10 protein-coding genes are annotated in these 13,943 nt (G+C 29.9%); 2 read left to right on the top strand and 8 right to left on the bottom strand.

Features of this window, described 5'->3' with window-relative positions; translation table 11 throughout:
- The 6 genes from EYW44_RS03690 to EYW44_RS03665 form a co-directional block, all read right to left on the bottom strand.
- Entirely contained in the window at window positions 1–1,020 is a 1,020-nt protein-coding gene (locus EYW44_RS03690) for an XdhC family protein (RefSeq protein ID WP_132722321.1), read from the bottom strand.
- Window positions 1,021–1,260: 240 nt separating this feature from the next.
- Entirely contained in the window at window positions 1,261–1,902 is a 642-nt protein-coding gene (locus EYW44_RS03685; protein WP_132722320.1) for a response regulator transcription factor, read from the bottom strand.
- A 44-nt stretch (window positions 1,903–1,946) separates the two neighbouring features.
- On the bottom strand, window positions 1,947–2,702 hold the full coding sequence (locus EYW44_RS03680; protein WP_132722319.1) for a sensor histidine kinase: 756 nt from the start codon (window positions 2,700–2,702) through the stop codon (window positions 1,947–1,949).
- 591 nt (window positions 2,703–3,293) lie between these two features.
- Complete coding sequence (locus tag EYW44_RS03675) at window positions 3,294–3,908, bottom strand: hypothetical protein (protein ID WP_132722318.1); 615 nt, start codon at window positions 3,906–3,908, stop codon at window positions 3,294–3,296.
- A 203-nt stretch (window positions 3,909–4,111) separates the two neighbouring features.
- A complete protein-coding gene (locus EYW44_RS03670) occupies window positions 4,112–4,753 on the bottom strand; it encodes a hypothetical protein (RefSeq protein WP_132722317.1) in 642 nt (213 codons plus the stop codon).
- Window positions 4,754–5,194: 441 nt separating this feature from the next.
- Window positions 5,195–6,097: a histone deacetylase family protein gene (locus EYW44_RS03665; RefSeq protein WP_132722316.1), complete on the bottom strand. Its 903-nt coding sequence runs from the start codon at window positions 6,095–6,097 to the stop codon at window positions 5,195–5,197.
- 148 nt (window positions 6,098–6,245) lie between these two features.
- Between EYW44_RS03665 and EYW44_RS03660 the strand changes: the two genes are divergently transcribed.
- Entirely contained in the window at window positions 6,246–8,222 is a 1,977-nt protein-coding gene (locus EYW44_RS03660; protein ID WP_132722315.1) for a T9SS type A sorting domain-containing protein, read from the top strand.
- Window positions 8,223–8,317: 95 nt separating this feature from the next.
- On the opposite strand, the gene EYW44_RS03655 is transcribed toward EYW44_RS03660, so the two are convergent.
- Window positions 8,318–9,769, bottom strand: a complete 1,452-nt coding sequence (locus EYW44_RS03655) for a hypothetical protein (RefSeq protein WP_132722314.1) — start codon at window positions 9,767–9,769, stop codon at window positions 8,318–8,320.
- Window positions 9,770–10,180: 411 nt separating this feature from the next.
- The gene (gene metG, locus EYW44_RS03650) at window positions 10,181–12,241 is read right to left on the bottom strand and encodes a methionine--tRNA ligase (protein WP_132722313.1); all 2,061 of its coding nucleotides are present in this window, start codon (window positions 12,239–12,241) and stop codon (window positions 10,181–10,183) included.
- Between the two features lie 203 nt (window positions 12,242–12,444).
- On the opposite strand from metG, the gene EYW44_RS03645 reads away from it, so the two are divergent.
- On the top strand, window positions 12,445–13,938 hold the full coding sequence (locus tag EYW44_RS03645) for an ankyrin repeat domain-containing protein (protein ID WP_132722312.1): 1,494 nt from the start codon (window positions 12,445–12,447) through the stop codon (window positions 13,936–13,938).
- The last annotated feature ends 5 nt before the right edge of the window (window positions 13,939–13,943 follow it).

Raw genomic sequence — 13,943 nt, 5'->3', positions numbered from 1 at the left:
CTATTTCTGAATATGAATTTTTCCTTTAATGTTTCGAAGTGAATAAGGTTCTTTTTCTCTGATAACAGCTAATATTTCTGCAACAATTGAAACTGCAATTTCTACAGGTGTTACCGCTCCAATATTTAATCCAGCCGGACTGTAAATTGCTTCTATAACCTCTTCTGTAATCTCTTCATTGTAATGAAATAAATCATTTTGAAGCTGATCTCTTCTTTTAGTTGAACCTAAAACACCAATGTAAATAGGATTAAAATCTAAAATTTTTAATAAATATTTTAAATCTAACACATAATTATGCGTCATTAACACCACTACTGTATCTGAGTCAATTTCTAAATCTATTGTTTCTGGAGTACTCGCTATTACTGATGCTGCACCAGGAAAATCTGCTAACAATTTTGGATCTTTAATAGACGTTACTACATCTACTTGCCACCCCAACAAACTAGCAACTGAGGTTAACTTTACCGCATCATGCTCCCCTCCTATTATTAATAACTTTGTTAAAGGTTTTAATGTTTGAGTAAATTGTTTATTAGAAGTAGTATCTATTTGAATGTTTGAATTAAATGTGTATTCTTTATCTGTAGAGAATTTCAACACACTTCCAAAATCACCTACTACCTCATCTTCCGCAGTAAAAAAAGCATTTATTGTAAATTCTTTTCTTTTTTCTAACGCAACATGAAGGTCATCAATAAGATCTTCAGAGATAGTAAAAGGTTCAATTAAAATATATAGGATTCCTTCGCACCCTAATCGATACCTACCATCGTAAGTAATTACTTTCGGTTTTTGTTCACTAAAAACAGTTTGCGCTCGTAATTTCACCTCCTTTTCTACACAACCTCCACTCACCGCTCCTACCATACTTCCATCTTCAGCTATCAACATTCTAACTCCTGGTTTCCTGTAAGATGAACCTTCTAAATGCACAACGGTAGCTAATACATTTTTTATTCCTTTTTGCTGATTTATTAAAGATTGTTTTACAATATCTACGAACTCGTGTGTCATGTTACTAATTTAAATAATTAGAATTAGATATTTCCTTTTGATTTATTTAATTATTTCATAAAAAAAAGGAACAAATCATCTTTCACATATTATTGTAAGTTAACTAAGCACTTACAAAAAAGACGATTTGTTCCTTCTACAAAACTTACTTCACTCTCAACTTAAAAGAAGAGAACTTGTAATAATAATTTTGTTGTTACAACACTAATTGTTTTGGATAGATAGTAATTTTCTAATTCATTAAGGCGTATAAATTTTATTCTTAATTGCATACATTACTAACCCAACTCTGTTTCTTAAGTCTAGCTTAGTAAAAAGACTATCTCTGTAACCATCAATAGTTTTAGGACTTAAAAACATTTTTTCGGCAATTTCTTTATACGTTAGTTCTGAACAAGCTAAGCGCATAAATTTAATTTCGTTTTCTTTAAAGTTAACTCGATTTTTGTCTTTACCTGACACTGAGTCTACTAATAAGTTGGTTACACTTTTAGTGTGATAAAATCCATTTTCGATGATTTCTAACAATGCTTTTTCTAATACATCTTTTTGAGTATCCTTTAAAAGATAACCAATCGCACCTGCTTTTAACATTTTCAAAATGGTCCCATCTGCATCTTCTACAGAAAGCGCTAACACATGAACATTCGGATAATTTGCCACTACCCACTCCGTCGTTTCAATACCATTCATTACCGGCATATTAACGTCTACCAAAACAATGTCTGGAACATTTCTCGGAGAAGCATTAAACTTTTCTTGTACCTCTCCCCCATTCTTGCATGTATATAATACTTTGAACTTATCAAAGGTATTAACCATGCTCTCAATAGCTTGTGATAACAACGTATGATCGTCTACCACAACAACTGAATACTTCATAGTTGACTGAATATTAATTACTAAAAAACTGCTGTATAAGGGGATTATACCTTATAAAAATAGTAATAAATTTTTAGAATTGTACCATAATCGGGCTTAGATTCTAAATTTACTTCAGCATTTATAAGTTTTGCTCTGGTTTTTATATTCTGTAAACCAATGCCTTTTTTACCAACTTCTTCTAAATTGAAACCTACACCGTTGTCTTTTGCGGTAATTGTAAGTAAATCATCTTCAAAAGCTAACATTACTTCAAGTTTTGAACCTCTAGCATGTTTTATGGTATTTGAAAAAAATTCTTGTAAAATTCTAAATAAAATAACACTGTGCTTCTTATCAACCTCTTTTTCAACGCCTTTAACTTCTAAAGATGCCTCTATAAACTGTAAACGATTGAAACGCTCTACCTCTAATTGTAACGCTTCTCTAAGTTTTACGTTATTTATAAACTCTGGATTTATCAATTTTGATAACGAGCGTATTTCATTTAAACTTTTGGTGATGGTTTCTGATATTTCTCCTAGATTTTCTGAAGGTACACTTTGCAACTGTATTTTAGCCAAAGTGAGGAGTTGCCCAATATTATCGTGCAACTCCCAGCTAATATTTCTTAATGTTTCTTCTCTAATTTCTATTTGCGTTTCTGCTATTTCAGTCTCAAAACGTTTTTTTTCTATTTCTTTTTCTTGTAGTAAATGATTTTTTCTACGTTGAAATACCGTAAATAATACTATTAAAAATATAACAACCAGTGCTATTATTATTGTAGATATAATTAGTATTTCTCCTCCTTGCTGCATGTAATTAGTCCATAAATGATAAATAGGTTCATTAAAATAATCAATATATTTAATATAGGAAACAAACCCCTATTTTGCATATAATTCCACAAAACAAAAAACGGGATAGATGGTAAATAAAAAATTAGAAAACCAATAGATATCCAAAATATTAAATTCCTCTTGTAATTTAATATTTTATCTGAAATCAATAAACTTTTTAGAAAAGAAAATGCATAGATTGCAATACTTAATGATTCAACTACTATGGTATACCTGTATAATGATTTATTATTTAACACAAAAAACCAAGAAATTAGAAAAACAAAAAAAAGAATAATAAATCCTTTTTTAGAGAATTTATTCATTTTTGAATTCCTGTAGATTAAAGTGATTAATAAAAACTCAAAAAATGTAAATATATAATAATACAAAAAACTTGAAGTCCCATTTTCAACATGATAAAACCCTATAAATTCTACCAAAACAGTTAAAAAGAACAAAACAGCTAGTTTTTCTACTGTATTCTTGTAGTGATTTTTTTTTAGGTATAAAAATGATATAATCATTGCTAATATCTGACTAAAAAGGGATAAGTAAGAAATCATAGAATTATTTATCGTGTGGTGGTGCTAAATTAGATTTATTCCCTGCAATACTCAATTCATCTCCACTTCTCATCATAGCTTTTACTTCTTGCAGCTTTTCTTGCTTAATATCTTTCAGCTTCGTTGTTATTAATACAAAATTTTCTTTGTTATCATAACGCCATTCATACCCATATTTCTCCAACATTTCTTTAAAGGTTACAATTTGATCTCTTGTAGAATGTATTAAATCTACATGTGTTTCTTGTCCATTTACTATTGCTGTTGGTATGTATATCAAGCTTTCGTACCCAATAAAGTCTTCTTTTCTTGTATTCTCTTTAGAGTATACTGATTTTACAAAACTTATCCCTTTCAACTTAATATCTTTTTCTTTTGCTAATTTTTGACAATACAGCATATAATTCTGTAATTGATCAAAATCAAAAGTATTGATTCTAGTATCTTCAAATTTCAATCCTCTTGAAATAAATTTCGATCTACCTACAGAATCTAAACGTTCTTCATCATAGGTTTCTAACATATTTACCACAGTTCTGTAGGTAAGTAATGTTTCTGGTTTTGTCGGTTTTGGTTTCGGACATAAAAAATTACAGATAAGTTCTCTTAATGTTGGCATCGTACTTTGTTTTTAGTTTGGTTATAGTCCAAAAATACATGCTTTTTTTATTGAAAAAATTATTTTTTATGCAACTCTCTGTAAGAATCAAATCGTTATGAAAAAAAAACAGGAAAAACACCTTTTAGTCATCAGTGTCTTTCCTGTTCACTTTTTAGGCTTTTTCGGGTTGTGAGTTTTGCAAGTACTTTTTCTAATAAAAACTAATCTATAACATTATATGGAGGACAAAAAGTTCCTAAATTAGCACCTCCACTCTTTATATCTGATATTTCTTCCCTCTTCTTGAAATTATTCAAAACTTTTTTTTCTACTATATTTCTATTCTCATAATCCTCTTTACTACCATACACCCAATTGTATCCAAAAGAGGCTAACATTTCTTTAACTGTTACTATTTTTTTATCTGTAGATTGTACAGGGTCAAAACAAATCTGTTTTCCATCAATATTAGTAGTTGGCATAAACATAATGTGTTGATACCCTGGCGTACCATAATTTGCATCTTTAGGATAAGCCCCAGACACAAAATTAATTCCTGTTACTTCAATTCCTTTTTCTTTAGATAATTGTTTTACATATTTAATATAGTTTTCAATAGTTTCAATTGAATAATAATTTAATCGAGTATCTTCATATCCTAAAGCTTGCTCTAAAACTGGTCTTCTTGTTTCGTCGTAATACTCTAGTCTTTCAATCATCTCTTTATAAGTCAACATATTCCACGGACGCGCTACCGTTTCTGTTTCTAAGTTGTTCTGTACAGTGTCTTGATCTTTTTGACAGGCGATAAATGTAATTGCACTTGTTAGCAATACCATTGCCATTACTTTAATTGTTTTCATAATAAAATTTAAAAGGTTATTAATTAATATGCAACAGCCATGTCACCACAATTTAATTAGTGAAGTTTCATAGCTGTTTTTTTTCTTATTATAAAAGTACCTTTTTATTCTATTAAACATGTAAACTGATAGTTAAGTTTACTGTAAAGACTGCATAATCTCTCCTTTACCTTGATGTAAAGGAGCAAAAATCAAGACTTATGATAAAAATTTAAGAAAATGCTACGGTATCTACAGCCACAGATAAAAAGAACTCGCTTCCGCTCAAACAGCTTTTTATCTCTAAGCCAATGCTGCTACCTTGATTTTCAAAATTTTTATCAATAGGTCGAGTTACTGTGATAATTACTATTATTAAGCAGCTTAAACAACAAAGATTACGAATGAAACGCAGTGGAATGAAGTAATCTGTTTTCTGTAAACCAAAATAAAATTACAAGCTTAAAAAAATATTTCTTGAGCTAAACGAAAGGTATTGGCATGCGCTTCAACAATCACTTTTATATTTTCAGAATATCCGCCTCCCATACTACACATTACAGGTAAATTATTATCGTAACAAGTTTGTAACACAAACGTATCTCTTTGTTTACAGCCTTCAAGAGAAAGACTCAGCTTACCTAATTTATCACTTTCTAATACATCTACACCACTTAAGTAGTATACAAAATCAGGTTTTTCTTGCTGAATTAATTTTGGTAATATTTCTTTTAATATAGATAAATATGCTTCATCTCTTGTTTCATTTTCTAAGGGAATATCTAAATCGGAAGTTTCTTTATGAAATGGATAATTGGTTTTTCCGTGCATAGAAAATGTAAACACACTATCATCTCCTCTAAAAATTTCTGCAGTACCATTTCCTTGATGTACATCTAAATCTACAATCAATATTTTTTTAACCAAACCTTTCTTCTGCATATACCGTGCACCAATAGCCTGATCATTTAACATACAAAATCCTTCTCCACTATTGGTAAAAGCATGATGTGTTCCGCCTGCAATATTCATTGCTACTCCATTTGCTAATGCAAACTCAGAAGCTTTCATAGTACCATCTGCAATAACCATTTCTCTAGCTATTAATTGCTCAGTTAACGGAAACCCTATTTTTCGTTCTTCTTTTTTAGATAGTGTAATGTTTAATAAATCAAAAAAATACTCAGGATCGTGCACCGAAAAAAAGTGTTTATTATTCGGAATTTCAGGTTCAAAAAAATTATCTTCTATACAAGTGCCTTCATATAATAGTTGCTGAGGAAGCAAATCGTATTTATCCATAGGAAAACGATGTTTATCTGGTAATGGATGGTTGTAAATTTCGTGATGAGCGATTTTAAGCATGTATGCAATAAAATTTTATTACTAAATTATATATAAAAGATTATATACCATCTAAAAACGACCAAAAACATACATCTTTTTCACTGAAAACAGGGAAATTTTACGACAACTAACTGTTTAGCTTTGTAACAAATACATTACATCAACCATGAAAAAAAAATATATAATTCCCTGCCTAATCATACTCCATTACATTTCTATTTTAGTAATGAATGCACAAACCACTAATGAAATAACTATAAACCGTAATGGTGTTACTTTCACTTTTTCATTCGACTGTAACGGTGGTCCGTGTGAATATGGAAAATTTGTTACTGGTGACTATTGGATAGCTACCAATACTCCAATAGGAAAAGTTAACCTTAACGGTATAACACCTTCTGGAGAAATTAATGGAGCTATGTTGAATCCTGATTTATTAAGAAATTCTTCTGGAGAATTGATTTCATTAGACAATCAAAAACAAGGAATCCTAAATATGTACGATCACTACAGCAGTGATTTAAACTTAATGACTCAGCTTCCTGCTAATATTGAAGGAAATTCATCCGTTTTTAAAATTTCAACAAGAACCTCCAATTGTGGTACACGTGCTATAGAAGATGGCTGTGTTGACACTGCGGTTGTGTTAACTATTTTAAAAGAAGTTCCAGAAAACAGAGGTGCTAATTTATTTAGACCTCCTTTTCATGGAAAAGAAAAACCTTTTTACACTACTGATAAAGTAAAATTAAATCGACTTCCTAAATTGTCTCAAGTTTCTAATGGTACAAACGGTATAATTGGAGGAGTAAATGGCTATGAACATTGGTTAGTTCCTCAAATAGATCTATACCACGGAGGTATGGGAGAATTTCATAGAGCAACCATCCCTCACGCTTCACAAACTCCATACGCAGCAGATCAAGCTAAAGATTTTTTAGATGATTTAGGAAATCTCTTCGGAAAAGAATCTGATGAAGAAAAAAGAGCTGCTGTGTATTCATTACTTCAAAAAGGAATTGACAATTATGCAATTTATAAAATGGGCGTTTCTTTTCAATCTGGTGCAGGACAGCATTTAGGTAAAAAACCTCCTATTACTCTTTTAGGAGCATTGTATGACGATACTACAATTTTTGAAGACATTAGAAGCATTGCTTCTAATAAAGAAGCTATTGAAAAAAGATTTTTTCAAGAAGACGCACAAGTTAAAATGGGAAAATCTGGAATGGCTATTTGGGGAGATGAATTGGGAGTTGAAAATATACATTGGTATTTTGCCAGAATGTATCCAAATATAGATACGCAAGGTTCAGCTGCTGATCCTTATGGTTATATTGATGGACCTGCTGGAGGTATTCATCCTGATGATACTCAAACAAGAGATAGAAATTATATGGGAGTTGCCGGAGGTCCTATTATAGGATATGCCTTTTTACAGCATTTAATGCCTTGGTTTAAGCATGCGGCAGGTGATGAGGAAGTATTACTTTGGTCTGACCGTATTTATAAAGGTTATGGTATTGATGGTTTTGATGGTGGTTTATGGACTTTACCTGATCCTGTTGCTCCTAGAGACCTTAACGAATCTGGCAATTGTAAACCTTTTAAACTATACTCTACAGGAATTTCTGAGTGTACTAAATACATGCAAACTTGGGGACCCGTAGAAAGCAATTTAGAAGAGTTTATAGGACACGGAAAAGATCCTAACACTCATGGAAGAATGCCTGAATTACACGGAACAAAAATAAATTTTAATAGATTACCTAGTTTAACTAGAAATTTATGGAACGATTTAAGACCTTGTAGTGATCCTAACAATGCTAGTTATCCTTGTGAAGGCTTAGGAGAATTACCTGAAGCTGTTTTAAGTACTGATGAAATTAATATTGAAAAAGAAACTGAATTATCTCTTTCTTTTACAAAAGATACTTTTAAGATAACAACCATAAAAAACTATTCAGAAATTACTGTGGATTTATATTCTATTTTAGGAAAAGAATTGACTACTAAAAAGGACACTGGTAATTCAACAACATTAAAACTTTCTAAGAAAAAATTTAATACAAACTCTTTATATGTTTACAGAGTTTCTTTGGATGGCGAAGTATACAGTGGTAAATTTTTACTGAGAAAATAAATACACTTATAAAACTATTAATCAATAAAAAAGCAGAAGTTATTTTAAAAATATAACTTCTGCTTTTAAGTTTTATCTATAATTACAGGTTCTTATTAATCTGTAAACTTTTTTAAAGTATACTTTTTGGTATTGTACAAATAATACCCTGTTATATAAAAATCTTTGTATTTAAAAATAACATCTCCTGGTCTTGATTCTCCTAAACTATCATCAATCTTATCAAAAACATCGTCTTTTATTTCTCCTTCTACATGGTTAAAATCAAAATCTAACAAACTTTCTATTCTTACAGATTTCGTATTTGCCATAGAACCATAAGCAAACTGTACTGGATTAAAAAACATCGATACATTTCCGAAACTTGCTATAGGAAATGCTCCGAAACCTCCCATCATCATCATACCTCCTGCAGATGCTTGTTGTGCATAACCTCCAATAGTTAAATGATATGTATTAGGTAACTTTCTTACTGAAACTCCAAAATGATCTTTAGTTACTTTACGTAAAAACTTTTTTGATTTTTCTAATTTTCTAAGTGTTGTATAAGCTCCTCCTTCTTGAATAATAGGTGTATTTTTAAAAGTAATTGGTTCATCTCTTAAAATAGTGTACTCTTTTAAAAGCTCTTTTGTATCGTAATTTAGAATCTGTAGCACTAATTTTTCTTTACTGGCAGAAGAAATTAAAATAGTCTTTCCATTTATAAAAGAATTACTCTTCTTACTTGTTTCTGACATTGGTTTGTCAAAGAAATCGCCAGTTACTTCAAATGTGTTCAAATTAATATTTAACACTTGAGTATATTCTCTTTCTTTATCAAAACTAATTAACGCTTTACCATCTTTAACATATAATTTAAAAGGTTTAGCTGCTATCTCTATAGATGTAGGTGTATTATCATCTACCTTACTCATAGTTTCCTCAGTTAACTTCTTTAACTGAGTTATGAATGTTTGCTGAGAAGATGATTTCTCAAATGCTATATTATTTAAACTTAATTGGTGACGTTTATAATTACCTTGATGATCAAATGCATAAATAAAAAGTTTAGGAACTATTTGAGTAAATGACTTAGTGTGTGATAGTATATAAAACTTGTTTTTATGACTTATTGTTTGTAACAATCTCTCATTAGAAAGTTCTAATTTAAATTCTTTTGAAGTTGTTTTCTTTTCATTGAATGAAAAACTTGTGTGTAAAAACTTAGTTTTGTTTTTATTGGATAAGTAAACACTACAACCTCCGTCTTCAGCAATACTATGACCTAAAAGCACCTTATACTTTCGTCTCTTATCTTCTGAAGCTAACTTATCTATTATTTTAAACTGATCATTTAATTTATAGGTATATATATTTTTAGCATCAGTGATAGAAATTATAACATCTCCATTTAATTCATTAACTATAGGAATAGCTTCTTTAATCTTGATATTATAGCTCGTTTTTTTTAAATCGTTTGTGAATGAACCTAAGATTTCTTGAGAAAATAAATTTGCTGAGACTAATAAAATAGCAATTAGTGCAATTTTTATATTTCTTATCATGATTTTATATTTTTAGGGTATTATTTTTTAGCTGTGCAAATGTAGATTTTTATAATTAGTTACAAAACAGTTTATCAACAACTTATATAAAAACATAATTTCAAACATTTAAACGGTTAAATTTCTGTTTAGTTTCCCGTTTTTATACTTTCAATAGCTTTTTTTATACCTATTAAACAATACTTTACAAATATATTTGTAGTGTAAATGTGAAACCTACTTAAATAAGTTCATTTAGTTTTAAAAGAGATAATTTCGGTTGTTTTAAATAACATCGTTCTGTTTTTAACAACCTTTAAAAATAAGGCGTAGTGTAGTATTTAATCCCTTAAATGCCCCTTACTTTTATATTAAGACTGTTTTTTTTGATCAAAAAAACAGTCTTAATTTTTTACAGAAGTTACAAGTAAATTAACAAACTTGTCCTCCATTTTGTATTTTTTGTTGTGGCTCTACAAAAGCTAAAGAACCATCAAGAGCATCTGTCATTAAAATCATTCCTTGACTTTCAACTCCTCTAATTTTTCTTGGCGCTAAATTACAAAGTACAGTTACTTGTTGCCCAACAATATCTTCTGGCTTAAAACTTTCAGCAATACCAGACACAATAGTTCTTACGTCAATTCCTACATCAACTGTAAGTTTCAATAGTTTTTTGGTTTTTGCTACTTTTTCAGCCTCTAAAACAGTACCAATACGAATATCCATTTTAGTAAAATCATCAAACTCAATAGTATCTTTTTGAGGTTCTACTGTTTTATTTGCAGCTTCGTTTGCCTTCTTTGTAGCCTCTAATTTTTCTAATTGAGCTTCAATTGTTTTGTCCTCTATTTTAGTAAACAATAATTCAGCTTTTCCTTCCTGAATTTTATGTCCTTCTGCTAATAAAACTTCTTTCTCAGCAACATCGTTCCACCCTAAATTTTCATCAGTTTTTAAAATTCCTTTTAATTTTTTAGATGTAAATGGTAAAAATGGCTCTGCTAATACAGATAATGCTGTTGCTATTTGTAAAGCTACATACATAATAGTTTTTACACGCTCTTCATCTGTTTTAATTAACTTCCAAGGCTCTTCATCTGCTAAATATTTATTTCCTAAACGAGCTACATTCATAAACTCTTGAGAAGCTTCTCTAAAACGGTAACGCTCTATAGATTTAGCAATAATATCTGGAGATTGTTGTAGTTGTTCTAAAACCTCTTCATCTAGCTCTGTAAAATCATTTGGAATAGGTACTACTCCATCATAATATTTATTTGTAAGTACAGCTACACGGTTGATAAAGTTTCCGAAGATAGCTACTAACTCATTATTATTCTTTGCTTGAAAATCTTTCCAAGTAAAATCATTATCCTTATTTTCAGGTGCATTTGCTGTTAACGTATAACGTAATACATCTTGTTGATTTGGAAAATCTTCTAAATACTCATGCAACCAAACCGCCCAATTTTTAGAAGTAGAAAGTTTTTTACCTTCTAAATTTAAAAACTCATTTGCCGGTACATTTTCTGGTAAAATATAATTTCCGTGTGCTTTTAACATTGACGGGAAAATAATACAGTGAAAAACAATATTATCTTTTCCTATAAAGTGAACTAACTTTGTGTTTTCGTCTTTCCAGTAATCCTCCCAGTTTTTACCTTCACGAGCCGCCCATTCTTTAGTTGATGAAATATATCCGATAGGCGCATCAAACCAAACATATAAAACTTTACCATCTGCTCCTTCAACTGGCACAGGAATTCCCCAATCTAAATCACGAGTTACTGCACGTGGACGTAAACCATCATCAATCCATGATTTTACTTGTCCTAATACATTAGATTTCCAATCGCTTTTATGTCCTTCTAAAATCCACTCTCTTAAAAAAGCTTCATGCTTATCTAAAGGTAAAAACCAATGTTTTGTTTGCTTAAGCACAGGTACATTTCCTGTAATTACTGATTTTGGATTGATTAAATCTGTAGCATTATGACTTGTCCCACAATTCTCACACTGATCTCCATAACTTTCTTCAAATCCACACTTCGGACAAGTACCAACTACAAAACGATCAGCTAAAAATTGGTTTGCTTCCGCATCATATAATTGTTCAGAAACCTCTTCAACAAACTCTCCATCATTATACATTTTTGTAAAAAACTCCGAAGCAGTTTTGTGGTGTATTTCTGCTGAAGTACGTGAATAGTTATCAAAAGAAATTCCGAAATCTTTAAAAGAGTCTTTAATAATTGCATGATACTTATCAATAATATCTTGCGGAGAAATACCTTCTTTTTTTGCACGCATTGGTATTGCTGCTCCGTGCTCATCAGAACCACAAATGTAAGCAACATCGTTACCTGTTAATCGTAAAAAACGCGCATAAATATCGGCTGGCACGTACACTCCTGCTAAATGTCCAATGTGAATAGGTCCATTAGTATAAGGTAATGCAGCTGTAATAGTATATCTTTTTAAAGAACTCATCTGTTATATAAAATCTTAAAATATTTGGACTACAAATGTAATACAATTTAAATGATGGATTACGTTTTAAACATTCAAAAATTACGGCTAACTGAGTAATTGTAAACCGCATACTTTTTCATTTTTTTAACAAAACATCTTAACGCTTGTTTATTTAGATTTATTTTAAATAACTATATTTGCCGTTAGAAAACTCAACCTTTATGAGAATTAAACTTTTTACCATTTTTATACTATTCATAAGTATAGTTCATTCACAAAAAAAGAAAAACACATTTTTAGAGAGATCTTTTTGGAAATCTAAACCATCTGTAGCATTAGTAAAACAAAAGATTGCTGAAGGAAATGATCCTGCACAATTAAACCCTTATAGTTTTGATGCTATAGCATATGCACTTTTGGAAAAACAAGATATTGTTAACGATGAAGTTGTTAAATTTTTACTTACACAAAAAGGAAATGATGTAAATAAAATTACTCATGATGGTAGAACTTATATTTTTTGGGCTGCTTACTCTAATAGATTGGATCTTGTTAAGTATTTAATTGAAAAAGGAGCTAAATTAGATGTAATAGACAGTCATGGATATACTGCTTTAAATTTTGCAATCGTATCTGGAGTAAAAAACACAAAATTATTTGACTATTTAATTGGTGCAGGAGCAAATCTTCAAAAAGATAAAGATTTAAACGGTGCCAATGCCTTGTTATTAATGATTCCTTCTTTAAATGATTTAACTATGGTTGATTATTTTACCGCTAAAGGTTTAAGTATTAAAGATACAGATGCCAATGGAAATGGAGCAATTAACTACGCTGCTAAAGAAGGGAATAAAAAGCTGATTGATCTTTTAATAGAAAAAGGATTACCTTTTAAAGAAGTTAACAAAAATGGAGGCAATGCTTTTTTATTGGCTACTAGAGGTAGTAGAAAAGGTTATAATTCTCTTGATTTTTTCAAATATTTAGAAAAAATAGATATTAATCCTAATATTACAAACAAACAAGGTTTAACTCCTCTTCACAATATTTCATATAGAAATAAAGATATTGCTACTTTTAATTACTTTATCAATAAAGGTGTTAATGTAGATCAACAAAACGAAGAAGGAAACACTGCATTAATAAATGCAAGTGCTCGTAATTCATTAGATATTATTAAACTATTAGCTTCTAAAACATCAAACATTAATGCTGTAAATAAAAAAGGTAACTCAGCGTTAACAAACGCCTTAAAAAATACTCCTGAAGTAATTTCTTTCTTCCTTGATAATAAAGCTGATGTAACAGTAATAGATAAAAAAGGAAATAATTTAGCCTATTACTTAGCAAAAACATATAATCCTAAAAAAGAAGATGTGTTTTTAACTAAAATTGATTTGCTAAAAAAGAAAGGATTAGAAATTACCAAACCTCAAAAAAACGGAAATACCTTGGTTCATATAGCTGCCAATGAAGGAAATATTTCTTTATTAAAGTTTTTACAATCTTATAATATTGACATAAATGCGAAAAATAAAGAAGGACAAACTGCTTTGCAAAAAGCTGTAATGGTGGCTAAGAATCCTAAAATTATAGAGTTTTTATTAAAAAATGGTGCTGATAAAACAGTTACTACGAGTTTTGATGAAACAATTTATGATTTAGCTAAAGAGAATGAACAATTATCGAAATTTGATTTAAACTTCTTAAAATAAGAAAG

This window comes from Tenacibaculum sp. M341, assembly GCF_004337695.1.
Classification (GTDB): Bacteria; Bacteroidota; Bacteroidia; order Flavobacteriales; family Flavobacteriaceae; genus Polaribacter.
The sequence above is the reverse complement of the archived record's forward strand: the minus strand, read 5'-3'. Positions and strand labels throughout refer to the sequence as shown.

Excerpts from the sequence above, each read along its gene's own strand:
- EYW44_RS03665 (WP_132722316.1), bottom strand. The coding sequence starts at position 6,097 with ATGCTTAAAATCGCTCATCACGAAATTTACAACCATCCATTACCAGAT.
- EYW44_RS03645 (WP_132722312.1), top strand. The coding sequence starts at position 12,445 with ATGAGAATTAAACTTTTTACCATTTTTATACTATTCATAAGTATAGTT.
- metG (WP_132722313.1), bottom strand. The coding sequence starts at position 12,241 with ATGAGTTCTTTAAAAAGATATACTATTACAGCTGCATTACCTTATACT.
- EYW44_RS03670 (WP_132722317.1), bottom strand. The coding sequence starts at position 4,753 with ATGAAAACAATTAAAGTAATGGCAATGGTATTGCTAACAAGTGCAATT.
- EYW44_RS03655 (WP_132722314.1), bottom strand. The coding sequence starts at position 9,769 with ATGATAAGAAATATAAAAATTGCACTAATTGCTATTTTATTAGTCTCA.
- EYW44_RS03680 (WP_132722319.1), bottom strand. The coding sequence starts at position 2,702 with ATGCAGCAAGGAGGAGAAATACTAATTATATCTACAATAATAATAGCA.
- EYW44_RS03675 (WP_132722318.1), bottom strand. The coding sequence starts at position 3,908 with ATGCCAACATTAAGAGAACTTATCTGTAATTTTTTATGTCCGAAACCA.
- EYW44_RS03690 (WP_132722321.1), bottom strand. The coding sequence starts at position 1,020 with ATGACACACGAGTTCGTAGATATTGTAAAACAATCTTTAATAAATCAG.
- EYW44_RS03660 (WP_132722315.1), top strand. The coding sequence starts at position 6,246 with ATGAAAAAAAAATATATAATTCCCTGCCTAATCATACTCCATTACATT.
- EYW44_RS03685 (WP_132722320.1), bottom strand. The coding sequence starts at position 1,902 with ATGAAGTATTCAGTTGTTGTGGTAGACGATCATACGTTGTTATCACAA.